Annotated in this window: 32 protein-coding genes and 1 pseudogene; 30 read left to right on the top strand and 3 right to left on the bottom strand. The window is 66.9% G+C overall.

The window, feature by feature from the left end; all coding sequences use genetic code 11:
• Positions 1-70: 70 nt before the first annotated feature.
• Genes AMK26_RS22695 through AMK26_RS22685 form a run of 3 tightly spaced genes read left to right on the top strand, consistent with a single transcriptional unit; the run spans position 71 to position 2,796 of the window.
• The gene (locus AMK26_RS22695) at positions 71-463 is read left to right on the top strand and encodes a hypothetical protein (RefSeq protein WP_241838028.1); all 393 of its coding nucleotides are present in this window, start codon (positions 71-73) and stop codon (positions 461-463) included.
• Between the two features lie 3 nt (positions 464-466).
• Positions 467-1,585: an MAB_1171c family putative transporter gene (locus tag AMK26_RS22690; RefSeq protein WP_073756561.1), complete on the top strand. Its 1,119-nt coding sequence runs from the start codon at positions 467-469 to the stop codon at positions 1,583-1,585.
• Positions 1,586-1,608: 23 nt separating this feature from the next.
• On the top strand, positions 1,609-2,796 hold the full coding sequence (locus AMK26_RS22685) for an amidohydrolase family protein (RefSeq protein ID WP_073756560.1): 1,188 nt from the start codon (positions 1,609-1,611) through the stop codon (positions 2,794-2,796).
• Positions 2,797-2,851: 55 nt separating this feature from the next.
• On the opposite strand, the gene AMK26_RS22680 is transcribed toward AMK26_RS22685, so the two are convergent.
• Positions 2,852-3,712, bottom strand: a complete 861-nt coding sequence (locus tag AMK26_RS22680) for a helix-turn-helix transcriptional regulator (RefSeq protein WP_241838027.1) — start codon at positions 3,710-3,712, stop codon at positions 2,852-2,854.
• A 702-nt stretch (positions 3,713-4,414) separates the two neighbouring features.
• Here AMK26_RS22680 and AMK26_RS22670 point away from each other — a divergent pair.
• The 21 genes from AMK26_RS22670 to AMK26_RS22575 all read left to right on the top strand — a co-directional run bounded on the left by AMK26_RS22670 (position 4,415) and on the right by AMK26_RS22575 (position 21,403).
• Positions 4,415-4,792 (top strand): helix-turn-helix domain-containing protein, encoded by a 378-nt coding sequence (locus AMK26_RS22670; protein WP_241838026.1) that lies wholly within the window; start codon positions 4,415-4,417, stop codon positions 4,790-4,792.
• 58 nt (positions 4,793-4,850) lie between these two features.
• The gene (locus tag AMK26_RS22665; RefSeq protein ID WP_073756556.1) at positions 4,851-5,441 is read left to right on the top strand and encodes a WhiB family transcriptional regulator; all 591 of its coding nucleotides are present in this window, start codon (positions 4,851-4,853) and stop codon (positions 5,439-5,441) included.
• A gap of 65 nt (positions 5,442-5,506) precedes the next feature.
• Positions 5,507-5,869 carry a hypothetical protein gene (locus AMK26_RS36740; RefSeq protein ID WP_143608601.1) on the top strand — a complete coding sequence of 121 codons (363 nt, stop codon included), beginning with the start codon at positions 5,507-5,509 and terminating at the stop codon, positions 5,867-5,869.
• Positions 5,870-5,931: 62 nt separating this feature from the next.
• Positions 5,932-6,717: a hypothetical protein gene (locus tag AMK26_RS36735; protein ID WP_143608599.1), complete on the top strand. Its 786-nt coding sequence runs from the start codon at positions 5,932-5,934 to the stop codon at positions 6,715-6,717.
• Between the two features lie 2 nt (positions 6,718-6,719).
• Positions 6,720-7,445, top strand: a complete 726-nt coding sequence (locus tag AMK26_RS22655; protein ID WP_073756554.1) for an ATP-binding protein — start codon at positions 6,720-6,722, stop codon at positions 7,443-7,445.
• Complete coding sequence (locus AMK26_RS22650; protein WP_073756553.1) at positions 7,445-7,801, top strand: DUF4326 domain-containing protein; 357 nt, start codon at positions 7,445-7,447, stop codon at positions 7,799-7,801. Before AMK26_RS22655 ends, AMK26_RS22650 begins: the two co-directional genes overlap by 1 nt.
• A complete protein-coding gene (locus tag AMK26_RS22645) occupies positions 7,798-8,217 on the top strand; it encodes a DUF6195 family protein (protein ID WP_073756552.1) in 420 nt (139 codons plus the stop codon). The genes AMK26_RS22650 and AMK26_RS22645 overlap by 4 nt, the downstream gene beginning before the upstream one ends.
• A 62-nt stretch (positions 8,218-8,279) precedes the next feature.
• On the top strand, positions 8,280-9,332 hold the full coding sequence (locus AMK26_RS36315; protein ID WP_241838025.1) for a DUF2637 domain-containing protein: 1,053 nt from the start codon (positions 8,280-8,282) through the stop codon (positions 9,330-9,332).
• Positions 9,333-9,382: 50 nt separating this feature from the next.
• Entirely contained in the window at positions 9,383-9,964 is a 582-nt protein-coding gene (locus AMK26_RS22635) for a hypothetical protein (RefSeq protein ID WP_241838024.1), read from the top strand.
• A 689-nt stretch (positions 9,965-10,653) separates the two neighbouring features.
• The gene (locus tag AMK26_RS22630; RefSeq protein ID WP_241838023.1) at positions 10,654-11,055 is read left to right on the top strand and encodes a hypothetical protein; all 402 of its coding nucleotides are present in this window, start codon (positions 10,654-10,656) and stop codon (positions 11,053-11,055) included.
• Positions 11,056-11,064: 9 nt separating this feature from the next.
• Positions 11,065-12,042 (top strand): bifunctional lytic transglycosylase/C40 family peptidase, encoded by a 978-nt coding sequence (locus AMK26_RS22625; protein ID WP_073756550.1) that lies wholly within the window; start codon positions 11,065-11,067, stop codon positions 12,040-12,042.
• Positions 12,043-12,088: 46 nt separating this feature from the next.
• Positions 12,089-12,427 (top strand): hypothetical protein, encoded by a 339-nt coding sequence (locus AMK26_RS22620; protein ID WP_079277754.1) that lies wholly within the window; start codon positions 12,089-12,091, stop codon positions 12,425-12,427.
• Between the two features lie 123 nt (positions 12,428-12,550).
• Positions 12,551-13,744: a hypothetical protein gene (locus AMK26_RS22615; RefSeq protein WP_241838022.1), complete on the top strand. Its 1,194-nt coding sequence runs from the start codon at positions 12,551-12,553 to the stop codon at positions 13,742-13,744.
• Positions 13,725-15,368, top strand: a complete 1,644-nt coding sequence (locus tag AMK26_RS22610; RefSeq protein ID WP_241838021.1) for a hypothetical protein — start codon at positions 13,725-13,727, stop codon at positions 15,366-15,368. Before AMK26_RS22615 ends, AMK26_RS22610 begins: the two co-directional genes overlap by 20 nt.
• Before the next feature lie 3 nt (positions 15,369-15,371).
• Positions 15,372-16,898, top strand: coding sequence for an SCO6880 family protein (locus AMK26_RS22605; RefSeq protein ID WP_073756548.1), 1,527 nt, complete (start codon positions 15,372-15,374; stop codon positions 16,896-16,898).
• Entirely contained in the window at positions 16,895-18,331 is a 1,437-nt protein-coding gene (locus AMK26_RS22600) for an ATP/GTP-binding protein (protein WP_073756547.1), read from the top strand. The genes AMK26_RS22605 and AMK26_RS22600 overlap by 4 nt, the downstream gene beginning before the upstream one ends.
• A 62-nt stretch (positions 18,332-18,393) precedes the next feature.
• On the top strand, positions 18,394-18,714 hold the full coding sequence (locus AMK26_RS22595; protein ID WP_241838020.1) for a DUF6238 family protein: 321 nt from the start codon (positions 18,394-18,396) through the stop codon (positions 18,712-18,714).
• Between the two features lie 8 nt (positions 18,715-18,722).
• Positions 18,723-18,977: a hypothetical protein gene (locus AMK26_RS22590; protein ID WP_143608597.1), complete on the top strand. Its 255-nt coding sequence runs from the start codon at positions 18,723-18,725 to the stop codon at positions 18,975-18,977.
• 37 nt (positions 18,978-19,014) lie between these two features.
• Positions 19,015-20,463, top strand: a complete 1,449-nt coding sequence (locus AMK26_RS22585; RefSeq protein ID WP_073756544.1) for a type IV secretory system conjugative DNA transfer family protein — start codon at positions 19,015-19,017, stop codon at positions 20,461-20,463.
• Positions 20,460-20,969, top strand: a complete 510-nt coding sequence (locus AMK26_RS22580; RefSeq protein WP_073756543.1) for a hypothetical protein — start codon at positions 20,460-20,462, stop codon at positions 20,967-20,969. The genes AMK26_RS22585 and AMK26_RS22580 overlap by 4 nt, the downstream gene beginning before the upstream one ends.
• Positions 20,966-21,403, top strand: coding sequence for a hypothetical protein (locus AMK26_RS22575; RefSeq protein ID WP_073756542.1), 438 nt, complete (start codon positions 20,966-20,968; stop codon positions 21,401-21,403). The genes AMK26_RS22580 and AMK26_RS22575 overlap by 4 nt, the downstream gene beginning before the upstream one ends.
• A 142-nt stretch (positions 21,404-21,545) precedes the next feature.
• Here the strand turns inward: AMK26_RS22575 and AMK26_RS36730 are convergent, their stop codons facing one another.
• Together AMK26_RS36730 and AMK26_RS22565 are read right to left on the bottom strand one after the other, a co-directional pair.
• Positions 21,546-22,553: a hypothetical protein gene (locus AMK26_RS36730; protein WP_143608595.1), complete on the bottom strand. Its 1,008-nt coding sequence runs from the start codon at positions 22,551-22,553 to the stop codon at positions 21,546-21,548.
• A 233-nt stretch (positions 22,554-22,786) separates the two neighbouring features.
• On the bottom strand, positions 22,787-23,419 hold the full coding sequence (locus AMK26_RS22565) for an HAD-IA family hydrolase (RefSeq protein ID WP_073757051.1): 633 nt from the start codon (positions 23,417-23,419) through the stop codon (positions 22,787-22,789).
• A 174-nt stretch (positions 23,420-23,593) separates the two neighbouring features.
• Here AMK26_RS22565 and AMK26_RS22560 point away from each other — a divergent pair, with 174 nt between their 5' ends.
• The 6 genes and pseudogenes from AMK26_RS22560 to AMK26_RS37965 all read left to right on the top strand — a co-directional run.
• Positions 23,594-24,814, top strand: a complete 1,221-nt coding sequence (locus tag AMK26_RS22560; protein ID WP_073756540.1) for a helix-turn-helix domain-containing protein — start codon at positions 23,594-23,596, stop codon at positions 24,812-24,814.
• 326 nt (positions 24,815-25,140) lie between these two features.
• Entirely contained in the window at positions 25,141-25,332 is a 192-nt protein-coding gene (locus AMK26_RS35785; RefSeq protein WP_079277752.1) for a hypothetical protein, read from the top strand.
• 125 nt (positions 25,333-25,457) lie between these two features.
• On the top strand, positions 25,458-25,799 hold the full coding sequence (locus AMK26_RS22555) for an ATP-binding protein (RefSeq protein WP_079277803.1): 342 nt from the start codon (positions 25,458-25,460) through the stop codon (positions 25,797-25,799).
• Complete coding sequence (locus AMK26_RS22550; protein ID WP_073756539.1) at positions 25,796-26,314, top strand: DUF6415 family natural product biosynthesis protein; 519 nt, start codon at positions 25,796-25,798, stop codon at positions 26,312-26,314. Before AMK26_RS22555 ends, AMK26_RS22550 begins: the two co-directional genes overlap by 4 nt.
• The gene (locus AMK26_RS22545; RefSeq protein WP_073756538.1) at positions 26,314-26,772 is read left to right on the top strand and encodes a DUF6302 family protein; all 459 of its coding nucleotides are present in this window, start codon (positions 26,314-26,316) and stop codon (positions 26,770-26,772) included. Before AMK26_RS22550 ends, AMK26_RS22545 begins: the two co-directional genes overlap by 1 nt.
• 50 nt (positions 26,773-26,822) lie before the next feature.
• Positions 26,823-26,945 (top strand): annotated as a pseudogene (locus AMK26_RS37965) (DUF5999 family protein); the annotation flags it as partial.
• Positions 26,946-26,979: the final 34 nt, after the last annotated feature.

Here is a 26,979-nt window from a genome sequence, read left to right as displayed (position 1 = left end):
GTACCTGCGCGAAGCTCCGCTGCCGAAGCCGGGGCCTTCGGGTATGTGGGTTGAGTACGAGGATTACGACGTGATCCTGTACCAGCAGGAAACAACCCGCCTGCATCAAGATCACATCAAGCTTCACGAGATAGGTCACATCCTCGTAGCGGAGAACGAAGCGGCCGCAGAAAAGGCCGCGGACGAGGAGACGGAAGCAGTTTCCGCGGTCGACTCCGACGAGGAGACGGCCGTCTACGTTGAGGGCTGGGCCACCATGCTGCCGGTCTTCAGCCCCGAGGCGATCAAACGCGTCGCGCAACGCCGCTGCTCGTACGAGGACGGCGAGGAGTGCTCCGTCGAGCTAGTCGCCACCATCATCCTGGAGTGGTCATCCCTGCTGGACGGCTCAGCTCCGCTGTCGGACGACCCGTCCCTTCGTCGTGTGGAGTCGGCTCTTGCTGACCGGCGAGGGTGGCTGTAGCTCATGGCACTGCTACTCCTGGGGCTCGTGGCCGCCATCGTCTGGAAGCTCTACCAGCTGAAGCGTTCTCCTCATGACGCACCGCTGCGTTCTGTCACCCTCTGTCTGCTCTGTGCTGGGCTGTCGTATCCCGTCGCCATGCCTGGCGGCGCGTCCGGCGTCGATACGGTCGCCGGCCACGGGACAGCGAAGCTGATACAGAACGTGCTGTTGCTCCTCGCGATGTACTTCCTGATGTGCTTCTACCTCTACTCCGCCGCCGACGAAGAGGCGGGCCGTCGCCGGGCGCGCAAGGAAGCCGTCGTCGTCGGGGTCGTCGCGGTAGCCATCACGGTGGCTGCGGTGTCCGTGCCGCACGAGGTCTTCGCTGGCAGCTTCAGCACGGCCGACATGACGATTCCGCAGATCGCCTTCTTCTACGGCGGGGCCGGGCTCTACCTCATGTACGCCCTGGGCATGGCGTGCCGGTGGACTCGCCGCTACGCCCGCATGTCCCGACGCCCGCACTCAACCGGGCTCTGGATGGCGGCTGTCGGCCTGGGGGCGATGGCTGTGGCCTGTGCGATCCGTGCTGTCATCGTCGCCGTTCGCTGGGCCGGTGTCGTCGTGCCCCATCCTCTTATGGCCGCCGTTGCCTTCCTCCTGGTGGCGTCCGTCCTGCTGTTCGCGGCGGGTATCACGTACTCCGGAGCGCGAGCCCGGATTTCCTCCCTGCGGCTGTGGCTCCGCCACCGGCGTGATCATCGTCGCCTCGCTCCTCTATGGGAGCTGCTGGCGGAGGCGTACCCCGAGAACGTGCTGAGGCCGGCGTCTCCTGCCGCGCTGGACCGGTGGCGGGCTCGTGGTGTGCACCGGCGTTACCACCGCCGCATCGTGGAGTGCCGCGACGGATTGGTGGACATCAGCCCCTACCTGCTGGATGAAGATGACGACGGCAGCGCGCTCTTCGACATCGACTCCGCAGAGCTTGCGGTCCGGCTTCGCCGGGCTTCCGCCCGGATCGAGAAGGGCGTCCCCGCACCCCGCCGGGCTGTCCCCCTCGCCATGGCTCTGGGAAGCGACCGGGAGTCGGATGTGAAACAACTGATTGCAGTGTCCGACGCGCTGCGTGATGCGGCGTGACCCGCGATGATCAAGGAGGCAAGATGCTGATCACCGGTGGCCGTGTGCTTGTCGGCTCGGGGGCCTATCTGGAGGACGGTGCCGTTCTCATCGAGGGCGACTCGATCACTGCTGTCGGGCCGCGTAAGGAGATCGAGCAGCAGGCCGGCGTCAACGTACCTCGGTTCGCGTTCGACGGAACCGTCATGCCTGGGCTGATCGACGCGCACGTTCACCTCGCATTCGACGGCGGGCCTGATCCGGTGGCCACCCTCCAGAACTCGACGGATGAGGTGCTGTTCGAGGACATGCGCCGGCGGGCGGAACAGCTCCTGCACAGTGGTGTCACCACGGTCCGTGACCTCGGTGACCGGGGCGGGCTGGCGCTTCGTCTAGCAGCGGAGATCAGCGATCGTCGTACACCGGGACCGAGGATCGTGTCCGCAGGCACCCCCGCAACCACCGTGGGCGGGCACTGTCACTTCCTCGGCGGTGAGGTTTCCGGTGAAGCCGAGATCCGCAACCTCGTACGACGCAACCTCGCGGCGGGCGCCGGGGTTATCAAGGCGATGGTCACTGGTGGCGGACTGACGAAGGACGGCCCCAAGAGCCACCAGTCCCAGTTCACCGCCGGGGAACTGGCCGCCCTGGTGGACGAGGCCCACAAGGCAGGTGTTCCCGTCGCGGCCCACGCGCACGGTGCCGACGGCATCGCCGCCGCCGTGGAGGCGGGCGTGGACACCATCGAGCACTGCACGTGGATGACGAGCGATGGCCTCGACTTCCGCCCGGACGTGGTCCAGAAGATCATCACGCAGGGGATCGCTGTCTGCCCGGCGGTAAGCCCTCACTGGCAGATGTTGCCCCGCTTCTTCGGCGAGGAGCGCGCCGCTGCGATGTTCGACCTCGTGCGGCGGATGGCCGACGCTGGCGTTCGCCTGATGGCAGGAACCGACGCGGGCGTGCAGCGCGCGGGCTTCGACGGCTTGGTCCCGGCCCTGTCGTTCTACTCGTACCTGGGCCTGCCGAACGCTTCGATCATCGACATGGCGACGTCCGACGCGGCCACGGCCCTGGGGCTGGGCTCCGTCACGGGGCGGATCGCTCCGGGCTATCGAGCGGATCTCCTTCTGGTCGACGGCGACCCGCTCGCTGAGCTCGATGCGCTGAAGGACGTCCGCGCCGTGTTCGCCTCCGGCCTGCGTTACGAGCCGAACGCCGCAGCGGAGTAGAAGTGGCCGGTCAGTGCCCTGTTTCCGTGACTTCCTGAGTCCTGGGGACGGGGCACTACCCGTTGGCGTCCGGGTCGGTCTTCTTGTCCAGCTCGCTCGCGAGATCGTTCAGGATCGAGAGGACATCGGCCGGCAGACCTTCGGCACCGAGACCGCGGGCTCGGACTCGGCCCACCTTCCCCTGCTTGGCCGCGGACATCAGGCGAAGCCCCTCGTAGACCTGCCGGGCTACGGCGTCGTCCGGCTCGAAGTACATACGCGTGACGCCGAAGAAGTCGGCGAGACCTTCCAAGACGACCGGGGTGGGGGCTTCGTCAGCACCCGTTCGAAGGGCCTCGATGTTCTCGGCTGTGGTGACCTGCGACCCCGCGTGCGCGTTCACCGCCTCCGCGATCTCTTCGTCATCCGGCGCCGTCCCCGCCGGGTACGAGCGCTCCAAGAAGTGGGTGATCTTCTCGGCGAGCGTTCGGGGAGGGCCCTCGACCGCAGCGCCAGCGGCAGCCTCGCCCTTCACCTCTTCACCCCGGGCCTTAGCGAAGGAGCGCTCTTGCGCTCGCTTCAGCTCGTCCTCGGTCACGTGATAAGCCTTCGCCAAGGCAGGGAGGTACCTGTCCTTGAGGCGCCGGACGCCTTGCTCCGCGCCGGCCACTGGACCGTCGCTCTTGGTGCCAATGACCGCTGCCATCTCGTACCGGTAGAGGCCGGCGTCGCACCGCAGATCGGTGAGGTCGGGCAAGCCGTCGCGGGGGAACAGGTCGTCAAGCGGCTGCTTGAGCACCTTGGCAAGGGCGGGCAGCTTCTCCTGGTCTGGGACGCTTGCACCCGACTCCCACCCCGCCACCGTCGAATCCGCAGCACCAAGGGCAGAGGCCACGTCGGACTGCGAGACCTCGGCGGCTCGACGTACCGCGCGCACACGGGCTCTATCGAAGCGGCGAGCTGGCATCGGACCTCGTTTTTTGGACGAACCGAGGAAACCTCGGTCTGTTGACTTTTTCTGGGAACCGGGATAGCTTCAGTTTAGCGAAAAACGAGGGGGTTCGCACCCCCCTCTGTCTTCGCCCGCCTGTCGAACCCCACCTGGGGCAAGGCTCGGTGGAGAGGAGAAGCCGCGCTCGACTCGTGCGCGTTCCTTCCCCCTGAACGCCATCGGCGCCCGAGAGTTCGCACCTCCCGGACGCCAGACAGCTCGTGATCCGCAACCCCCGACAGGGGCACCGATCACTCGCACAGCCGCTCCGTGTCCTTTCGCACGGCGCTACGGAGCGGCGTACCACATAGAGGAGTGTCGCATGTCCCCTACTGCGGGCTGCAACCCCAAGCCGGACATCGTTTCGAGCCCCGCTGAACGGTTGGCCGCACAGCTGACGTCCATGTTGCCCCCCGAGGCTGCCGTCGTAGAGGTCCGCCTCAAAGGTCCCCGGACCCTGTGGCCCCACCTGGGACTCACCGCCGTAAACGAGCGCGGGCACGCCGTCCGTGTCCCCCGCGCGAAGGCGCTGACCATCGCACGGTGGATCATCCGCTCGTTCCCGCAGGCCGGATGGGCAGCCTCGGGCGGCCATGCGTTCGACCTGCGGACGGCTCAGCTCCGCGGACTGGAAGCATGATGTCGGCCGTGGCACCGGCGAACGTAGGACCTGCCGCCTTTGAGCCCACCGAATTGCAGGGTCTCGCCGCCGTAATCAACCTGCTGGCTCAGGCCGGCGGCATCGACGCACTGCTAACCAACCGGACGTCAGAACCTCGCGATAAGCGTCTCCATATCGGATACAGCGAAGCCGCCGAACGGCTGAACATCCCGGAAAAGTGGCTACGGGAACACATCTCCAAGCTGCCTCACCGGAAGTTCGGGAAGTTCGTGCAGTTCGCGGAGGAAGACCTCCGCGCTATTTCGGACATGCATCTGGTAACTCCGGGCATGGCGAGCGAGAAAGAACGCGAGTCGGCACTGATGTCGCTACAGCCTTCCAAGCGTTCGCGCCAGCGTTTCTGATCTCCTTTGCGTTCGGGTGCATGTAAGCGCTTGGCGCCGTGAACAACGCGAGACACAAATGAGCACTGACATACGCGGCCTCATCGAGGCTGCATACCAGGGGGACTGGTCTCCTCTCATAGAAGAGTCGAAGAAAGCCCCCGGGAAGCACTGGGCAGAAGAAGCCCGGTGCTCCAACCAAGACATCGACATCTTCGTCCCCCTTGGGGATGGCCCCCGCGAAGATCCTGATGCGGTAAAGAGCAAGCTGGGTACGTCCTTTAACCGGCCGCGCAACCTCTGCGCATCGTGTCCGCTGGCTGTGGCTGCCCGATGTCTAGTCGAATCGCTCAAGTACGACGACGAGTTCGGTATTCGGGCTGGTCTCCTAGCCTCTGAGCGGTCCGCACTGCGCGCCGCGTGGCACCAGCGAGTGAACGAAGAAACCATACAGAGAGCCCTTCGGGGCTGTACCGCGGTTCTCAACAAGGCGGAGCGGGACGCGGTGATTGCTCGATTCGCGGCAGACCCGTCACTCGAACCTACCGCTGTTGCTCGGGGGCTCGGCGTCACGCACGACTACCTCTTGAAACTCGCGCGACGCCACCGACAGAAGTCCCGGTCCTGGACGACCGCGCCACTGCCTGTTCACAGCGCCGACGCTGCCTGACTCAGCTCTACCGAGGAAACGATTCTCCTCGTACGGTAGCCGTTGCGATTACGGAAGTTCTCCCCATGCCACAAAACGAGCCCGGCGCTTCGCCGTGCGTGAATCTCGGTGCCGCGATCCGCGAAATAGCACCCACGGCCGTTCTAGTGCGGGTATATCCAGAACGCCAGTCTGTTACCCACCTGTTCGAATCGGACTTCTACCGCATGCTCATTGACCGCCGATCCGGAGAAATGGTGGCCCGCATGATCAGGCGCAAGTTCGGCGACGCTGCCGACTGGCGCCGCACCCATGACTTCTATCTCCCCACCGGCACGCTGTACCTCACTCCCGAGCCGCATCAAAACGGGTACGTACCCGAAGATGACCACTCCTTTGGCCTTTCCCTCGCCCGCCGCATAGCGATAGCTGACGGGAGTTTCCGATGAGCGATATAGCGACTGAATTGGTTTGGACACACTCCAAGTCGTGCAGGGGTTCCCGTCTCGTCATGCTGGCACTCGCCCGTGAGGCCGACGATAAGGGCAGGGCAACGCTGACCTTGGAAAAGATAGCAACCATCACCCGTCTCACCCCGCGTTCAATAACGAAGTGCCTCGGCGAGCTGGCGACGCTCGGTGAACTCAGCCACGAGCGCGGAGGGGGCGCCTCGAACCCAAACAGCTACTCGATACTTCTGGTCAACAAGGTCGCCGAGACAGAGACGGAAGTTCCCACTTCGCCTTCCGAAGCGCCGGGAGAGGGAACACACTTCCAGGAAGCCCCTTCCAAGAAATCTGCCTCGACGGCTGCAAGTGGGAAGTCTCTGCACCGCGATTCGGAAGTTTCGTCCTCGCGTGCGCGTGGTGGTAATACTCCCTACGGGAGTATTACCACCACTAAAAAGCAAGCTAGCTTGCCTGGGTCGAACCGCGAGAGCCGCGCCACCAATCAGGAATCGGTCAAGGTTCCCGATGGCGCCAAGGAGCTGGTAACAGCCATAACCGGTGTCGGCATGCTCGTGGGATGGCGGCTGACCGAATCGGAATGGGATCGGGTAACAGCTCTCGCAGGCCGTTGGGGACCTGACCGGCTAGTCGAGATGGTCGCTCGGCGGTGGAACGCAGATCGACCGCCGCAGTCGGCCCGCTACCTGCTCCGCATCTGGGCGGACCTCCCGTCGCACGCCCCCGCTGCGGCATCCCAGGGCAACGTCGTTCCCCTGCGGCGCCAGACCGGCGGCTGGGTGCCATTTCAGAACACAGCCGAACCCAGCGCTTACCAGAACGGATTTTGACCATGGCGGAGCCGGAACGCGCGGGCAGCGCCAGGTCAATGCGCGCCCTGGAACGAATACTCGCCACGAAAGGAATTCAGGTCGTGCCTGACAGCCCTGCCGACGACTCACCGGAAGAAAACCCGGGCGACCGCGAATGGCACCATCGCGCTCGCGCCGAGTACGCGCTGAGCCGGTGGCGGACCGCGACCCCTCCCCGGTTCGGTGACGCTGAAGCGACGGTCCCGGAGGTCATGGCCTGGGCCGATCGCGCTCTCGCAGACAATGCTGCCGCTGGCGCCCTACTCCTCACCGGCCTCACCGGGACGGGCAAGACTCACCAAGCCTATGGAGCCTTGAGGCGGATCGCGGCCGGCGGCCCCGAGCGGTTCGAGCTGATCGCCGTCAACTCGGCGGACATGTACGGCAACCTGCGCCCGTCCCATGTCATGGGGGCGGCGGAGCGGGAGCTGAGGAAGCTCAGCGAGGTGCAGTACCTGCTGCTCGATGACCTCGGTACGGCGAAGACCTCGGAGTGGACCGAGGAGGTGACGTATCGGCTCATCAACTACAGGTACAACCACTGCCTGCCAACGATCATCACCTCTAACCTGCCCGCTCGCGACGACAACGGGCCGGACCTGACCGACTTCGTCGGGGCTCGGGTGGCGAGCCGTCTGGCCGAGATGGTGACGAGCCTCGTGCCGATGATCGGTGCTGACCGGCGCCGTGGCGGGAGGGCAGCCTGATGCCCGTCCGTCTTCGCGGAGGGTCTGGAGACGCCGCAGCACTGTCCACAGCCTGTGCATACGTCGGCCCTTGCAGTCGGTACGAGAACCCGTTCAAGGCGGGTGACCGCTCTCCTTCTCCACTCGGCCCGCCGATGGACGCGGCGGAGGCAGTAGACCTCTTCGCCGCCACGCTCCGGGGCCCGGTGGGCCGCTGCTACGCGGCCCGGTTCGCGCGAGCGCTACGCGGCCTCGACCTGATGTGCACATGCCCCCTCGACATGCCGTGTCACGCGGACGTGCTCCTCCGCCTCGCCAACGAATCCGTCGAAGGCGACACGGTCCCAACCCGCTTTTTCCTGGAAGGCCCCCGATGAGTCACCCGCTTATGTTCGCTGCGGCCAAGCGCCTCACGACCGCCGAGGAGCGGCGCACAGCCGCGCGGGAGAACGCCTTCCGCACCTGGGGCCCGAGGTCCATCACAGCGGCGACGAAGTACGCACGCCGTCTTCTGGGTGACGAGGCGGTCACCCTCGACTGGGAGGTCCTGGGGCTCCTCTCCTTCGAAGAACACCTGCAAGCCTTCGCGTCGCTCGACACCGTCGGTGGACAGCACCTGGAGCTGTACTACACCGACCAAGGAGGTACGGAGCGCATCCTGCTGCGGGTCTCATGTGTGAGCTGCCCGAGTCAGCATGTGCACGAGGTGACGTCCCTGGAACAGCTCGGACAGTTGCTCTCCCAGACCCCGGCCTGGCAGTCGATTGACCCTCGTGACGGAGGCAACCTCTGATGTCTCGGCCGCACATAGTGTCGACGGCGCCGGAGCCGCAGGGCGTCTACAGCCTCCGCGGTATGACGGCCTGGGACCGCTCGGCGATCATCCTGCTCGGCGCGGCCGGCTTCGCGTTCTCCTACGACGCACTGCGGCAGATCGCCATTGCGATACATGCGCGGGAGGCACTGAGCTACCTGTTCCCCGTGTTCATCGACGGGTTCATTGCGTACGGCGTCCGGGCGATCGTGCTCCTACGCCACCAGCGCTTCGTCGCTCGTCTGTACACGTGGTTTCTCTTCCTCGCGGCCACCGGCGCGAGTCTCGGCGCGAACGCGCTGCACGCCATCACGCTGAACCACGGTCCGCAGGCCGGACGGTCCGCGCTCCACCTCGCGGACAGCGTCGTCGGTGTGTTGTCGACGCTCGCACCGCTTGCGCTGGCGGGTTCCGTGCACCTCTACATCCTGATGGCGCGGACCGCCGAATTGTCGGTCCGGGACGGCACAGACAGCGGTCCCGGACCGGTCCGCCGAGACGTCTCGCCGCTCGGCGGCATCGCGGGCCAGCCGGAGCCTCCTCGTCCGATGGGGGCGGCGGCGGACGAAACGCGAAGCCTTCCGGCTCGTTCGTCCGCGGCGGACAGCCCTGCTGGCGCCCGAGTGGACCTGCTGAAGCCCGAATTTGCTCATACCGGTGAGCCTCATGACGACGAGCCGAATAGCAACTCCTCCGCAGGTGCGGACAGCGCGGGTGCGGCGCCGGACCAGGCGGACGGACCGCCCGCCGCCCCGGCGGACCGAGGGGCGGCTACGGCGGCGCCGGCGGCAGCCGAACCCTCCGTCTCGGTGACGGTCCGCACCCAAGCGGACGGGGAAAAGACCCCCGTCCCGGACGGCACCGAGTCCCCGCAGGACCGGGAGGTCGACGATGAGTGGCTGGCGGATCTACTGCCGATCGCACGGGCGGCTTCGGAGAAGGCCGGACGGATAAGTCGTGACGCCGTGAAGCAGGCCGTCCGGGCACACCAGCCGATCAGCAACGATCGTCTTGGCCTGCTGCTGGCCCGGTTGAAGGAAGAGGAAGACGAGGCAGCGAAGACACCCGCGGCTGCCTCCAGCGCCCTCTGGTGATTTCATCTCACAGGTGCCCATGGCCTCTGCGGCTCCTCGCTGTAGAGGCCATGGACGGTCTGCTTGATCAGAAGGGAAGGACCATGTGGCGACGCCGACAGGGCTGGTCGGAGGACGCCGCCCGCCCTGATGCCGCTCACGCGGCGGCAGCGCTCGCGCTCCACCTCCAGAACGGAGGCGAACTTGCACCTGTCCAGGTGGACGACCTACCCCTCGCAGACGGGGAGATCGCCCTGGCGGATGTCGTGTGCTCGGTCGCCCGGTTCTACGGAACTGACGTCGTCCAGGCGCGGCCGGCGGGCTACTTCGAGAACCACCCGGCCTTCGGCCGGCGCTGGGTGCCCAACCACCGGTTGGACACCCAGCGGCGCCAGGAGGCAGAGGCTGCCGCTGAGCCGCAGTGGCGAGATCACACCATGGCTCGGGTGGCACTGACCTCCGCCGGAGTACGGCTCAGGCCGTTCGGGTCTTCTGCTTGGTTGCCGTTCGACCATGCCCTCCTGGCCGGGGTTACGACGGGACAGCCCGAAGTCGTGCTCTCGTACACCGTGTGCGCGCCGCTGCTCCTCACCGGCCCGCCCGCGCCGTGGCTCGGCGTGGCGATCGAGCACTTGCACCGCACGACCTTTTAGGGCCAGACCGCCCGAAACACCCTCCCGGCCGCAGAAGTCGGAACCTAATTCCTGGAATTAGGTTCCGACTTTTTTGTTGATTCGAGTTGTCCGCGAACCCCTGCGAGGATTCAGGCACGGCCAACGCCACAAGGCGCTTTCTGGCCGATGGATCTGTTCGGCGATCTCGCTAAGCGATTGAGGGGTTGATGGCCTTGATATGAGTAATGAATCTTGCGTGACTCACCCTCGTAGCGCATGACGCGGGGTTGACGATGGGCACGGGGTTCGGCGCTGACGTGAAGAACGGTTGAACCTTCCCGTGAATCAGAAGTACTCCGGATAGGGGCCCGCAGGCCCCGGTCCAGTCCTCTAATTCTTCGGCAATCGCCGGTAAAGCCCGCAAGAGGAGTTCCCCCCTCCTTCTGCGAAGGGGTGTTGCGGCCCCTCTCTCAGGGGCCGCAACACCCGATCTCTCGAAATCCCTGCATCAAGATTGTGGTTCCCGCATGCCTCGATCCAGCCGTTTTATACCTATATCTGCCACCTTGGGGATAGTCGGTTCCCTGGCAGCTCTGTCGACCGGCTGCTCCAGCTCGACAGACAGCCCGCCCCAGACCACGACCGCACCACCGCATTCAGTCTCGGCGGGCATCACCGAGACGGCCTCACCGAGCACGGGAAGCGCCGCAACACCGCCAAGTACCGCCTTGCCGAGGGACGTTGAGCACACGGCGCGGGCCTTCACCACGGCCTACGCCGAGCACGATGCACGTGACGGCAAGGACGACTCGTACGCCGATGCCGGCGCTCGGGCGGCCAGGCTCGCGACAGGTGAACTGGCGGGCGTCCTGGCCCAGAAGCGGCCGAGTCAGGACGCCGCCTGGGCAGCCTTGCGTGCCGAAAAGGCCCGTCAGACAGTCGAGATCACCTCTGCCGTGGTCCCCGACGGGGCACCGGCCGTGACGAAGTCCTCCGCCCTGGTCCGAGTGGCTTACACCCTTACGACGACCCCGCAGTCCGGGCCCGCGCGCCGCAGCAGCGAACACATCGCTCTGCGCCTGGAGCACACCCCCGCGGGCTGGCGCGTCACCGCCTTGCCCTGGGCGTGACAGGCCGCGATGAACAAAGGCACGCAAGCCGGCCTGGCAGTGTTCACGGCCGCGGTCGTCTCGGGTATCGCCCTGCTGACGACCTTCGGTGGAGCCGATAGCGCCTCGGCGCAGGAGACCGGCCCCGGCGGCGGTATCACGACGGACGCACCTGTTCCTGGCTGGGTCCGCGAACTCATCAACAAGCACGCGGGCGAGTGTCCACAGGTAACGGCCTCGCTCCTGGCGGCTCAGCTCTACACGGAGTCCAAGTTCGACTCCGGCGCGACGTCACCTGTGGGTGCTCTTGGCATTGCGCAGTTCATGCCAGCGACCTGGGCTCAGCACGGCGTGGACGGCGACGGTGACGGAATCAAGGACATCCGTAACCCGGCCGACGCCATCGCTGCACAGGCGAAGTACGACTGCGTCCTCGCCAAAGAGGTCAAGAAGGTGCCGGGGGACTCGACGGACAACATGCTCGCCGCGTACAACGCGGGCGGCGGCGCCGTGATCAAGTACGGCGGCATCCCGCCGTACCCCGAGACCCGCGACTACGTGCGGAACATCCGTGAACTCGCCGCGAAGTGGGCGGAAGCCGTCCGGCCGAACGCTCCAGCGGGCAAGGGCGCCGCCCGTGCGATCTCCGCAGCGAAGACCGCCCTGGGCACCTGGTACCGGTGGGGTGGCAGCTGCGTCATGCCGTACGAGGGCATGGGCGGCTGCGACTGCTCGTCGCTCACGAAAATGGCCTGGGCTGCGGCGGGAGTGAACCTCCCACGGACCACCTACGACCAGGTCCACGCCGGCACCCCGGTCAAGAGCGTTTCGCAACTTGCGCCTGGTGACCTGCTGTTCACCGTTCCCGGCAGCGCTGGCCCCGAACACGTCGGCATGTACATCGGCGACGGCCAGGTAATCGACGCCCCCCACACGGGCGCCCAGGTGCGGATCAAGCCGCTCAGTTACTGGAAGCCGCAGATCATCGCGATGCGGCACATCGGCTAATCGCCACATAACTCCCCCTAGTCACCTAAAGCACCAAGGACTCAACATGCACAGCCTCCTGTCTGCCGCTGCCGATCCCTCCCTGCACACCACCCTCGCCGCGGGGGCCGACGTCGTCTCCGGCGTGAAGCCGGACTGGGGCCCCTTCGGCAAGCTCGGCAACACGGCGAAGGTCATCCTCGGCGTCATCGCCGCCGTGGTCCTTGTCGTCGGCGCGGGCGCGTTCCTCGCAGGCGTCGGCAAGTCCAAGGGGTGGTTCGGTGAAGGCCACTCCACCATGGACAGCTCGCGCGGCAAGGGCATGATGGTCGGCGGCCTGGCCTGCGTCTTCCTCGTGGCCTCATTCGGCACGATCTTCGCGATCACGTACGGCATGGGTGTGTGACCCATGGCCCCTCGATCCCGACGGAGGAACGATTCCTCCGCGAAGGCGGCCGGAGCACGCAAGCCGTCCCCGAAGCTCTGGGGCATCGCCGCCGGTGGAGCAGCGGTCGTCACCGTGGCCGGGGTGATCGTCAGCCTGGCCACCGGCAACCCGACCGCCCCCGCCCCCGCCTCATCAGCACCCGCCCACACGGCACCGCAGGCGAGCGGTGGGGGCGTGCGTGAGGTGCACGGTGTCCCCGTGGGATACCCGCACACGGAGGCCGGCGCCAAGGCTGCGGCAGCCAACTACACGACGGTCAGTGGCAGTGCCGGGTTCCTCACGAACAAGGAAATCCGCCACCGCGCCGTGTCGGTCATGGCGGCCCAGGGCACTGCCGCCACGGCGACGAAGAAGGCCGACCACGCCGCCGCTGGAGCAGTCAGTGCCCTCCGGGGCGACAACTCCAAGGTCTCCGCCAAGCAGGCCATCGCCCGTACCGGTGTCCTCTCGGCTCACGTCCTGGGCTTCGACGCTCACGGGGCGATGGTCCGACTGTGGACGACGACGGTTCGCGGCAGCGCTGCCGGGCACGCGACGCCGAAGGCGGGCTTCCAGTCGGTGACGGTCACGCTCACCTGGGAGTCCAACGACTGGAAGCTGAAGGATAGTTCGAGCACGACGGGGCTCGTTGCACCGATCGACGCACGGCAGGCGTCGAACGTTACGAGCGACTTCTCCGACTACGTGCCGACCGCTGCAGAAGACCCCGTCCTGAGCGGCGCCGCCGGACGGGACGGATTCCCGGCAGTGTACGGACGAGACGAGCGCGGCGCCCGCGCCGCCGCCGTCAGCGCCACCATGCTCTACGGCGATCCCAGGTTCTTCACCGATGAGGACTGGCGGCACCGGATGCTGGCGGCTACCGCAGCGCCGAGCGTGCTGCACTCGGTCACTTCGGACACGGACTCGACGGCCCGCCTGGTAATGGAGAACCGCGGGGTCGGCGTCGATGGTAAGACCGCCGACGGAAGCGAACTGATCACGCGGACGGCAGCACTCGCCACCCGTTTGATCTCGTACTCCGGCCAAGCCGCGAGCGTGGAGCTGTGGACCGCGTCGGTGGGCGGCGTTGCCGGGAAGGACGAGACGCAGCGCCCGCAGGTTGCCTTCCTCCGGATGACCGTGGACCTCGTTTGGGATGACGGCACCTGGAAGACGACGGCCGTCACGCCGTCCGAACCGCTCGTACCGTCGCCGCCCGCCATGCAGGAGGCCGCTCCGGCCGACAGCTTCGCGGACGTGGGGGGTGCAAGCAATGCGCCTGCGACTGCGTGACGACGCCCCGGGCCTGCTGACCATCGAGCGGGGCACCCCGGGCCGCTGGAGGCACCGCCTCCAGACGGTAGCCATGGTCAACGTGATCATCGGGTTCCTCTTCATCCCGTCCGCGGTCGCCAATCCGTTCTGCTACATCCCGATGGTGTGCGAGGCGAAGGCGGCGATCGACTTCGTCAAGGACCCGTTGGGCTTCCTGCTCCAGAAGCTCACCGAGGCCAACATCTGGTTCCTGCGCAAGATGCTGGAGCTGATCCAGAACACGACGAAGGTCGACCTCACGTCGGCTGGCTTCCTGAAGCAGTACGCGATCATTTTTGCGGCCTCCAGCCTGCTCACCGTGGCCCTGTGGCTGATCGCCGTGGCCAAGCGGGCGGTCCGCGGGGTCGCCGTGACCACCGCAGTCTCCGAGGCGATCGGCTTCCTGCTCCTCCAGTTCGTGGTCAACGCGATGACACCGGGCGCGATCGCCCTGCTGATGAAGGCCATTGACGAAGTCACGGCCATCTTCGAGCCGTACGCCACCTCGAACTTCAAGCCGTTCCTGGAAAACATCCTCAAGGTGATGGCAGCGAACCCCACAGAGGGTGTGGGTCAGCTGCTGGTCGTCAACCTGATCATGATGTTCGGCGCGCTGCTGATGTGGGTCGAGCTGCTGATCCGCAGCGCGGCCATCTATGTGGCCGTCGCGCTCGGACCCATCGTGAACGCGGGGCTGGTGGACAGGGATCTGTGGGGCAAGAGCAAGAAGTGGGTCGGAGCGATCGTGGCGATCGGCCTCACCAAGCCCGTCCTCTTCGCCCTGCTCGGCCTCGGCGGCGCGATCCTCAGCGACTCGTCGGGCAGCATGTCCGACGCGGTCTCCAAGACGCTGGTCGGTGCGCTGATCCTGCTCTTGGCGGTGTTCGCCTCTGGCACGCTCTACAAGTGGGTGCCCGCCTTCGGTGACGAGATGGCCCAGCTCCACCACGACCGGAAGACCGCCCAGTCCTCCGGCCCGGCCGCTGTGATCGACGGTCCCGGCCAGCATGCGAACCGTGCGATCAACTCGCACGTGCAGGACGCCTTGGTCGGCGGCACGAAGACGGCGGGCAGCAAGGCGGCCGGGGCCACCAAGATGGGCGGCGGAACGGCCGCAGCCGGGCCGCTGGTCGCCGCAGGGGCGGCCGTGGCGAAGGCCGGCGTCGATGTGGCGAAGAACAAGGCCGCGAGTTCTCCGGGCATGCAGGGCACCGATGCCGCCAACGGCGGCGGCTCCGAACAACCTCAGAACCCGCACAGCAGCGATGACCAGGCCAGTTCATCCGGTGCGCCGGCCGCTGCTCGCCCCGAGGGAGCCACCTCCGGCCCGGTCGTCAGCGCTCCTCCGGACTGGTCCTCGGCCAGCAGCCACGCAGCGTCCGGACGTCCGCCGGGAACCAGTGGAGCCCCGAGTACGGCGCAGCCGCCCTCGCCGCCGCAGGGCCCGGCCCCGGCGGCCTCTCCGACGCCGGCGCCCACATCCCCTTCCTCTGCATCAGGAACCGCCTCGGGCTCCGGGCCCTCGGTCACGCCCCTGCCGCCTTCGCGGCCGTCGGGCGGCCAGGCTCCCGGACGGCCGACCCCCAGCAAGGACAGTGACTGACCCATGTCGACTCGTACGTATCAGTTCGGAAAGCACCGCCCCACGGGCCTGGTCGGCCGTCGCGACCTCGGTGAACAGGTCATTCTCGGTGCCGGTGCGGTCACCGGCATCCTGTTCGGCTACCTCTTCAACGGCGTGACTGCTGTCGCCGCGACCTGCCTCGTCTTGCCGATCCTGGTCGCCCTCGTCATCGTGTACGCCCCGTATCGGCCGAAGGGCACGTCCCAGCGGCGCACGCTGTACCGCTGGTGGCGGATCAACCGCTACCACCGCAAGGCGCTCCGCCGTACCGGGGGCGTGTGGGTGTCCCCGGCCTTCGAGGCCGGCGTGGGCCGCGACGGTACCCCGCCCGACGCCGCCCTGGCGGAGCCGGAGGGCATCGCGGGCATGACGTGGGTGCCGGTCACGGTCCGCGGGCAGCAGGCGGTCGTGGTCCTTCAGCCGGAGGCCCGTTGCGTCACGGCCGCCCTGGAGATTGCCTCTCCCGGCCTGGGCGGCAAGGAGGTAGGGGAACAGGTCGTTGCCCTGGAGCGCTGGGGCGAACTTCTCGACGCGTTCGGCAACGTCGAGGAACACCCGGTAAAGCGGATTCAGGTCCTCGCCCGGCAGATGAAGTCCGACCCCTACGCCCATCAGCGCTTCATCGCGCAGCGCGACGAGTCGGCGGCGACGGCTGACGCGCCGCAGTGGCTGAAGGACTCGTACGACGTACTGGCCAATGCCGTGTCCACCTCGGCGGAAGAGCACCGCTACTACATCACCATCCACGCGAAGTTCACCCGAGACCTGGCGGCCGAAGGCGCGGCCCGAGGCGTCGGTGACGAGGGGGTCGCCGCCGCTATGGCCGCGTACCTGGAGGAACTGTGGTCTCGCGCGGAGGACGCCGACCTTTCGGTGATCGCGCCCCTGGATGAAGGCCGGATGACCGCGTTCATCCGCAACTCCTACGACCCGGACCACGCCATCTGGGACACGGACCTCCCGCGGGCTCACGCGTTCCCCCGCAACGTCGACGTCCGAAACGGCGCCCACGTCGCCACCCGCGCAGCGGGCTCCACCGAGAGCTGGTTCCACGCCACGGCGGCCGTCGTCGGGTGGCCCACCACACCCGTGGGCCCTGACTTCCTGTCGCCGCTGCTGATCGGGATGCCCGACGTGATCCGCACCGTCTCGATCACGCAGCAGCTCGAACCGAACGACAAGGCCGTGGAACGGATGCTCGCGGAGGACACGAACAATCAGGCGGAGATGCACCGGGACCGTCAGCGCGGCAAGAACATCGACCCCCGCGACCAGATCGCGGCCAGCGCCACCGGCTCACGGGGCATGGCCCTGGCCTCGTCGGGCGCGGCCGGCTCCGCCGTCGTCGGCTACATCACCGTCTCCGCGCGCAGCGCCGAAGAGCTGGAGCGCACGAAGCGGACGACCGCTTCCCGTGCCCGCAACGCCCACCTCCGGATCGAATGGCTCGACCTCGAACACGCTCGCGCCTTCGCCACGACCCTCCCCCTCGCCGGAGGCATCAAGTGACTGACCTGCTCGACCTCGCCCCGCTGTCCCCGATGTACGAAACGGTGCGCCGCCCGCTCTACACGGAGACGACCACCAGCCAAGCCTTGTACCTCCCCATTGCGCCGCCCACCCTCGGTACTGCGGGCGCGATCATCGGCCGGGAGCTGTACAGCGGGAAGGCGTTCATCTACTGCCCGTTCTCGGCGTTCGGTGACGGCCTTCCCGGTGGCAACATGATCGTGATGGGCGACACCGGCCGGGGGAAGTCGGCGCTCACCAAGACCTACACCGCCCGGCAGATCCGGCTTGGTCGTCAGGTGGTCGTGCTCGACACGAAGGAACAGAAAGAGCGGGAGGAGGGGGAGTGGGCCGCGCTTGGCCGCTCGCTGACCGGCAAAGCCCCGGTGAAGTTCGCCCCGGGTGGGGGCCGCGGCGCCTCGTGCATCAACCCGATGGACCCTGCCATCGCGGGCAAGCGGCAGATCGAACTGGTGCGGACGATCGTCGAACTCGGCCTGGCCAAGCCCCTGGATGAGTTCGCCGGCTCCGCACTGCGCATCGCGATCCGCCGAGCCCACCAGCGGGCGGGCGACCTCGGCCGCACACCGGTCCTGGCGGACGTCGCCGCCGCGCTCCGGTCGCCGGAGGAGTCCGACGCCACGGCTAAGCAGCGGACGCGGGACGAACTCCTTGGTGACGGACTGGAAGCGTCGTACGTACTCGACAGGCTCTGTGGGAGCGAACAGGACGCGACCGGCGACCTCACCGGCATGCTCGACGGACCGACCAGCCTCGGCGTGGATCTCGACGCCGACATGATCGTCTTCGACCTGACCAAGGTCCCGTCCGGCGGCGTCGCCATGACGATCCTCGTCGCGGTCATCAGCGTCTTCCTCGAAGAGGTCTGGCTGCGCCCGCTGTGCGAGTGCGGGACAGATCCGGGCCAGCACGAACGCGTCGTGGTCGACGCGAACTCCGGGGCCTGGGAGCTCGGGCCGAACCCGGAATCGGGCTGCCGCCGCTACACGCAGCGGAAGCGCATCCTCGTCTGCGAGGAGGCATGGCACGTCCTCGGGACTCCACAGCTGGCCAGCCTTCTGGAGAAGTTCCTGAAGTTCGCTCGCGGCTATGGGCTGAGCTGCATTTTCATCGTCCACCACCTGTCGGACATTGACGACAGCCCGGAGACCCAAGCGGCTTTGAAGATGGCCGACACCATCGTCATCTACTCCCAGAAGAAATCCGAGGCAGAGGCCACAGTGTCACGGCTGGGGCTGCCGTCCTGGACGGCCGAGCACATCATGCGCCTGCGCCGCGGGATCGCGCTGTGGAAGGTCGGTGAGGTCATCTACCCCGGCGTCCAGCATCTCCTGGTCGAAGCCGAGCAGCACCTGTGCTTCTCCTCCGGCTCTATGACCGACCTGACCAGCACTTCCCCGGACACCGAATGAGCAGCTACCGCCACCTGTCCGCCGCCGACCCCTTCCACGCAGATTCGGAGCGCGCCCCTTCCATGACCACCACTACCGACGAGACCACGCTCCCGGCTGACGAGCGTGCGGTGCGACAGGACATCGACCAGCTGCACGCCGATGCACTCGACCTCGCCCGACGTATGAAGACGCTGGCCACCGTGCTCGACCACGGCGACTACTCCGCCGCAGGTGGCCGCGTCCGTACGGCCGTCACCCATATCTGGCGCGCGGCGGAAGACCTCCACAGCGCTTTCCACACAGCTCCACCACGCTGTGCCGGGCCCGACGCATCGCTGTCCCGGCTGTGCGGTCGGCGGATGCGCTACCTCGCGGCTCGGGTCGCCCGGAGGGCCGAGTAGTGGGTCTCATGCCGAGCGGGGTCTCCCTGGCCCTCTGCGCCGCCACCGCCGTGTGCGCGGTGACCTTGATCACCGTCTGGGTTCTGACGAACCGAGGCCGACGCAACGCCGGCTTCGCCGCTAAATCCCAGCTCAGGCGCCAGATGTCCGCCAAGGCCGTCCTGAAGGCCACCGAGATCCGCCCATCCCTCATCCGCGATGAAGACCGACCCGCCCGTACACCACCGGTGAGCTTCGCGAAGGACCGTTCCGCCGGTTCCTGACCCGCCTCTGCTCACCCACCTCGTTCCGGAGCTCGTTATGCGCCACCCCCTCGATCCTCACGATTTCGGCTACTCGCTGGGGACCTCCCAACGCCCGAAGGGCGTAGAGCTGTGGTCCCGCGCCGACAAGGCATGCCGGGTCATCGGCCCCATGGGCAGCGGAAAAACCCTGCGCTTCTTCGCACCGACCATCCGCAACTGGGCCGGTCCGGTCCTCGCCACCTCGACCAAGCCGGACCTGGTCGAACTGACCCTCGATGCTCGGCGGCGCGACGACCGACCGGTCATGGTCTTCGACCCCCAGAACCTCGCGCCTTCCCTCCCGAAGTTCCGTTGGACGCCGATCACCGGCGCGTCCGAAACGGAGGTCGCGATGATGAGGGCCAAGGCGTTCGTCGCCGGTTCCCGGACTCCCGGGTCCGCGACACGGTCCAGCGAGGGCAGCGCCTTCTACAAGGGGCAGGCGTCCAAGATCCTCGCCGCGTTCTTCCACGCCGCTGCTCTCGACGGCGCCACCTTGGACTGGGTGCTGAAGTGGGCCCGCAAGCTCACCGACCCCGCGCCCCTCGGCATCCTCAACGCCCACCCTGGCGCCGGCCCCGGCTGGGCGGACATGCTCCGGACCGCCACCACCGGCGACAGCCGCACCGTCGGCAACACGGCCTCGACCCTCGACGCGGCTCTCGAACCCCTCATGCACCAGTCGGTGCTCCGTGCTCTGCAAGGAGACGGAGAGGACCCCACGGACTTCCACGAGTTCCTTGACGCGGAAGGCACCATCTATCTGCTCGGCAAGGACTCGGAGGTGAACAGCGTCGCTCCGCTGACCACAGCGATCGCCGAGGACCTGCTAGACGTCGCGGAGGCTCACGCCGTCGCGTCCCCGGCGGGTCGACTCGACCCGCCCCTCCTCGCCGCTTTGGACGAGGCGCCGAACATCGCGCCGATCCCCAGCCTTCGTCAACGCGTAGCCGATGGCCGGGGACGAGGCGTCACGGTGATCTATGGTCTACAGGGCTGGGCGTCGGCTCGCGCCCGCTTCGGCGAGGACACCGCGAACGAGCTGGCCTCCTTCACCAACCACGTCGTGGTCTTCGGAGGAGCGAAGGACCCCGTCTTCCTGAAGGACATGTCCGACCTGTGTGGCCAGGTCGAACGGGAGCGCACCACGAAGACGACGACCGGGGGAGACCGCGGCGGCCACTCGACCGCCACGCACATGGCGCTGGAGCCGGTCCTGCGCGGGGACGAGATCAGGTCCCTGCCCGAAGGGCACGCCCTGGTCCTCGCGGACAACCTCCCCCCTGTCGTCACCCGTCTGGACGGCATGTGGAGCTGGGAGTCCTGGGCCGAGATCCAGGGCCACGTCCGTAACCTGCGAGCGGCCAACGAAGCGGAGCGTTCACGCGAGGCCGCAGCGAAGAAGACCCAGGCGAAGGCTCACGCCGCCGCGTGGGCCGGCCATGAGGAGGCGGCTGCCGCATGACGAATCAGCTTGCTCACTTCGAGCCCTTCCCCGAACCACCCGCGCTGATCTTGGAGTACATCGCGGCGCGGAGCGCGGAGGACTCGGTAGTTGACGGCCCCGCCCCGTGGGATCTCGGCGCTCTGTCACCTGAGCTGATCCAGCCGATGCCCGCATGGCTCGACTCCGTGTGCCGCTGGCTGAACCGGACGTATGCCTGGCAGCCGCAGGACGTCATACCGCCGTGCTGGACGAAGCACGAGGGCCTTGGATACGAGATCGCGGCGCTCGCCTTCGCCAGAACCGACGCCTTCGCGGACGCGGGCTCGGTCGTGATCTGGCATGAGCAGTACGACCGCTTCGTGGCCCGGATGAACAGGGTCCTCGGCAAAGCCGGCGACGAATGCCGAGTCGGACGCCACGAAGACCGTCCAGCACGGTTCCAGCTCGCAGCCTGGCCCGCACAGGCCCCTGGAGGCGACGAAGAACCCCTGCTTACGGAACGAGTCGAGGAGACGGCAGGATGATGCCGAACCCCGATATGGTCTTCTCCACGGACCCCCGTCACGGCCTGATCGCGCGAAGCGGCTGGGAGCAGGAAGAGGCTCGAACCGTGCTCCGCGATCTCGGCTGGGAGTGGGCGGAGGAACTGCACGCGCTGGTCCCGCCGGATGATGTGCAAGAGGTCGACGCCGGCGTTCAGGCCGTGGAAGAACTGCACCTGCACGGGCACCGCACCGGTTACGCGGTGGGGCCGTACGGCACGATGCGGCTGACCCTGGACCGGGCGGAGCAGGTGTTCACGAGAGTCACCGCGCGAGAGACCCGTGAGGCTCGACCTGACCGAACCGTGCACAATGATCAACCCCCTCGGCCGGTGCGACCGCGGTCATCGTATGGAGGCATCGCTCTCGCAGAGGGTCCGTTCTCTCCGCATGACCCCGAGCTCCCTACGCTCTAGACCTGAACTTCGCTGGTCGTTGATGCGTATTCTGCCGATCGGCACACCGACGGACTAACCGCCCACCAATGGGGACTAACTCCGCTTTGTCAACACTGACATCCAACAGAGCCGCTGGGAACGTATTTTTAGCGCAGGGCAGTTACATCGGTCGCTCACTTTTCTTCGAGAGAATCCAAACGTAATACCACTTGTCTTCCGTGAGAGTCTTCTTACTGTTTTGGGTCGCGACGTTGAGGTAGCTCCAAACACCGCCCCCCGCACTGGCCACGCCCAAGATCTGGATCGCTTGCTCCAGCGCAGGTCCGTACACTGCTGCGAGCAGAGTAGTCACACTGCCCACTGCCACGCCTGTGGCCGAGACAGCGCGCGTTCGTCGGACTCGATCGATGTTCGACTTAACGGCGCGAACCTGGTCGCGCATCGCGATCTCAATACGGGCCAACTCGCGCTCCGACTGCACTGCATTCAGCGAATCGTCTAGGCTGAGCAGCACATTCCTTACGTAGTCGCGGAAGGCGCAGTAGGAGGCGAATTCTTCGATCGTTATTCTGCTGAAGTCGCGCATGCTGACGCCGGTGAGGAATGGGAGTTCGAGTTCAAGAATGGGTCGCACCAGCTGACTCTTCACCGGGGTGGCGCCGGACGCGTCGACTACCCTTCCATCCCGAATCAGGTAATCGATCGCTTCCGGGTGGCGGACCTCCCGCTCCCCGGGTCGCACATGCTGATCTAGTAGTTGGTATCGCGGCAGGTACCATGCCAAACCGGCACGGAGCAGCGGCTCCGCGTCCGCGATCCAATTACCAAATGCGTCCCACTCGGGGCATATGACCTCGACAGTGGTCTCAAAGGGACGCCGCGGAAGGTTCCACCTTTCACGCCGCTCGGCCCTTGCCAGGTGCCGACCAGCCTGCCGAAGCCAGCGTCGGGGATTTTGAAACGCGAGATTCGAATCGATCACACTACGGGTGACACCGCTCCCGTCGTGGGTTAGTAAAAGCGTGTCGCTGATTAGAGCGCTGCGCTTCGTAAGTTCACTGAGACCGTAGTCCTGAACCGACAGGCCAAGATAGTAGCGCGATGTCGACAACCGCTTCGCATCTTTGAGAGATTCACTTCTCTCATTCCACAGGTAGCGGCAGTACATTTCTGCAAGTCTAACCGGCCAGATCCCGTTCGCTCGCTGCTGACGATGTCCCTCATAGAACTCACGCATCAGTTTCGCGACGTGCCTGTTTCGGCCGTCGTTTTCGCTGGAACTAGTCACCCTTCCCCGATTCCGGTCTGTAGCTCCTGTTGCTGTGCCCCGATCAGATGCGCCCTTTATGCAGGGGCCAACCCCGACAACAGGTCTCCTCGCCCTCGAACCTGTCCGGGCTGTCAGGCCGGAGCCGGGTCAAGGAGGAGAGAGTCCAGGGTGGCCGCCGTACCAGTGGGATCAGTTGTGTGGTGCACAGTGCGGATACCCAGGGCCTCAGCGGGCGGCAGATTTTCCGCGTGGTCGTCCACGAACACGCACTCCGGTCCGGTCAGCTCCAAAGCGTCGAGCGCCCGCTGATAGATGAGGGGGGACGGCTTTCGTACCCCCTCCAGCTCGGACAGGATCACGGCATCGAAGAAGTCCGTCCATATCCCCTTGTCCTCGTAGGGGTTGTAGGGCTCGATGCCGAACGAGTTGCTGAGCATGGCCACCTTGATGCCGGCCGCGCGAGCGCGCTTCGCCGCGGCGACGATCGCGGGCTCGGGGTGCAGGTTGGCCAAGGCCCGCCGCATCAGGTCCGTGGGGTCGATGCCGAGGATGCCGCCGATGACGCGGTTCCAGTCCTCCTGTGTCGCCTCCCCGACCTCCAGCGCGGCGTAGATAGCGACGCCGTCAGGATGCTCGTTCAGGGCCGCGAAGTAGGCGCCGGGCGCCAACCCCTCCGACCTCTCGAACGCCTGCCCGTTCAGTCTCATTCGGGTGGTGAGCACACCACCGAAGTCGAGGATCAGGCCACGGTATGGGGCTGGCAAAGGGGCCTCCCTGCCGATCTGCTCGTACGTGTACGCGGTCCCCCGGCCGCCAGGCGGCAGGGGGACCGTTGAGTGCCCTCCCGGAGGGAGAGGCCACCAGTATCGCCCCTGCCTGACGCGCGCGGGCATACGCTTGACACGAGTGCCCTGTCCACTACGACGAATGGTCAACCCATGGCGTATGACGGAGAGTTGTTCAGCATCGGGCAGAGGATCAAGTGGTGGCGTGAGCGCCGGGGCTTGTCCCAGAAGATGCTGGGAGACCTTATCGGCAGGTCAGAGAACTGGGTCTACAAGATCGAGAACGACCGGATGCCCCTGGACCGGCTCCCGATCCTGATCGCGCTCAGTAAGGCCCTGCGGTGCAGCCTGGAAGATCTGACCGGCGGCTATGTGTCCGGAATCGCCACCGGCGGGACCGAGCACGAGAACGTCCCGCTCATCCGACAGGCCCTGTCCCTGCCCGCGTCGCTGCTTCCGCTGCGTATCGGATCGATCAGCGCGGACGACTTCGAGTCGTCCGTCACGGACGCCTGGAAGGTCTACGAGACGCAGGCCGACGACCGGTACCGCGACGTAGGCGCCCGACTGCCCATTCTGCTGCGGCAGGGGCACGCCGCCCTGCGCGACGCCCCGGCTGAGCAGGAGAGCACCGTCCTTCGGCAGCTCATCAGCCTCTACGGCCTGCACCAGATCTGGCTGCGCCGCGTCGGCGAACCGACGCTGGCGCGCGTCGCAGCCGACCGCGGCCTCGCCCTCGCGGACAACGCAGGCGACCCGGCCCTCCTTGCAGCTGCGGCCTGGAACCTGGCATGCGTCCTCACCTCCGCTGGAGACGTGGACGACAGCTACGAGCTGGCCCAGCAGACCATCGCGCAGTGCCGGCCAAACGAGGACTCCAGCCCTGAGCACTGGTCCGCGTACGGCGCGCTGCACCTGCAAGGCGCCGTCGCCGCCGTCCGTGCGACCAAGGGTCCGAGGGCCTGGGACCTGTACCACGGGGCAGAACAAGCCGTGCAGCGCGTCGGCTCGGACCTCAACCATTGGCACACGTGCTTCGGGCCAACCAACTTCGCCATGCACGAGGTGCACCTGAAGGCGGAGGAGGGCGACACCAGCGAAGCGCTCCGCGCCGCTGACCACGTCCAGGTCAACCCCGAAGTTCCGCTCGAACGGCGAACCCGGTACCTGATCGAGGTGATGAACCTCAACCGCATCCAGCGCGACGACTACGCGACCGTCCACATCCTCGGCAAGCTGCTGAAGCAGTCACCGGAGGAGATCGTGTTCTCTCCGCTGGTCAGGGAGGCGGTGGCCGACCTGCTGAAGCGCGAAAAGCCGATGTGGCGCGACGACCTACGCGCGGTCGCCGTCCATATCGGCCTCGCTGCGTGAGCATATGCCAACCCTGAGTGTTACTCAGCCCTGATTTTTTCTCAGGGGTAAGGCGCCCAAGTCGCCCTACCTTTACGGGCTATGACGAGAAGTCACGCTCAGACGGTACCTGGCGCGGCGCCTTTACCGCCCATCAAGCGCCATCTCCGCCTTGCCAGTGAGGCTGAGGTCGCGCCGACGGAGGCCGGCCGTTTCGCGGTGCCCCTCGACCTGCACGAGGGGGCCGCGGAGCCCGCGACTGTCCCGCTGGTCCTGACGGCTGACGAAGCGGTCGCTCTGTACAGCAAGCTCGGTGCCCTCTTCCCGATCGCGGAAGGGGATGCCCGATGACCACACGGACTCCCGGAGACCGCCACCGCCGCCGCAACCTGGCCGACGCCTCGGTCACCCCTCTGCCTGCCCTGGCCGGACTGCTCCGGCGCGTCCCGGGGCAGCGGCGCCGGACGGGAGCCTTCTCCTCGATCGACGATCCGGACGCCCGGCACGACCGGACATCGCAGATCGGAACGGAGCGGTGACGGCCCCGGCGCCGCAGCGCCCGACCGTACTTCGCGACGGCTGCCTGGTGAGGGAGGACTTTCCCATCACCGAGCACGCGCCGGGCGAAGTCCCCCCACGTGAAGACGAACTCCGGGTCCGTGCCATGAGGCGCGTGACCCGGGAGCGACTTCGCTCGTACGGTCTGGACTGCGTCGCTGAGGAAGCGACCCTGGTCGTCTCGGAGCTGGTCACCAACGCCATCCTCCACAGCGGTGGCCGCCGCGTTCGCCTCACCCTCGATCTCGAAGACGACCTCCTCCGTATCCGCGTGCACGACGGCGTCTCCGGACGTCGTCCGACCGTGCAGCACCCCGGCGATCAAGACGAGCACGGTCGCGGCCTGGCCCTCGTCACAGCGATCGCACACAGCAAACGAGGGGCCTGGGGTGTCGATGACGACGGAGCCACGACATGGTGCGACCTGAGTTTGGCGGCGAGCCGATGACGAGCACCGCGGTACAGCACCAAAGCGAGCGGGCCGAGCGGATTCCGATCCGAGTCAAGGACCCCTCCGTCCCCACGCATCCTTGGACGGCACCGCTCGACAGGGCGGCCATTGAGCGGTACCTGAGCGCCGTACGCGAGTGGGAGCCGGTGGACTGGAGCGCCGTGTTCGAAGATGTGGACGCGCTCCTCAACGGCGAGGTCAGCCACCATGCCGCCGGGTCAACCGGACGCAAGCGGGCCGTGGCGCCGCCCGAGTACGACGACGCCGACGAACTCGCCCAACGGTTCCGCGGTGCCCTCATGCAGCTCGTGCACCGAGGTCTGCGCGACGAGGCGGACAAGAAGCACCCGGACATCGCGGCCCTGATCGAACAGGCCCGCGTGCTGCGTTCCGAGGAGCTGCCCGGCGACCCATGGCAGGCCCTCGGGCACCTACGCAGGCTCGGGCGGGTCACCCTGCAACTCGCCCAGCGCCTGGACGAAGTCGGCATCGTGAAGGGGCTGATCGAGTGATGAGCACCGCTATGAGGCCGGCGCGCGCCATCACCGTCTCGCTTCGCCCGGCCGAGGAGGCGTACGACTTCGAATACTTCCGTGACCGCCTCGCCGAGCCAGCAGTTCTCGATTGCGCTGTTGCCGTGCGAGTTTTCCGGGCGCCCCTGCTCGCCGTACCGGTCGGCGGCCCTCGCCGCGGCGGTTACATGTCCTTCGAGCTGCTGTCACTGGCGATCGCGACGCGCGGCCTCCTCGCGGACCGGCCCGGGTTCCCGGACCTCCGCGTCCGGTGGTCGCCGTACCGGGACACCTGTCACACGGTCGAGTGGGGCGAGCCCGCTCCCGAGTGGTGGGAGGACGACGCGGTCTTCGGCCGGTTCTACGGATACAGCGAGGCCGCCATCGCCGAGTTCGTACGGCAACACCTACCGACTCCCTCTTCGGCCATCTCCGAACCGTCCCCCACGGCCCCGTAGAGGCCGAAGAGGGCCTGACTTCCCGCTCCGCACCTGAGAGGACGAGCACCATGTGCGCGCACACCCCGCCGTGCCCCACGGCTGAGGCTCCTGACAGGGATGCCGCGCGGCCCATCGCGTACCACCCGGAACAGGGCTGGAGCCTGTTGTGCAACCAGGTGCTGCTCTTCGAGGTTATGTCGATCTCTGGCGCTGATAGTGCCGCTG

The sequence above is a fragment of the Streptomyces sp. CB03234 genome (assembly GCF_001905885.1).
In the GTDB taxonomy this organism is placed as follows: domain Bacteria; phylum Actinomycetota; class Actinomycetes; order Streptomycetales; family Streptomycetaceae; genus Streptomyces.
The sequence above is the reverse complement of the archived record's forward strand: the minus strand, read 5'-3'. Positions and strand labels throughout refer to the sequence as shown.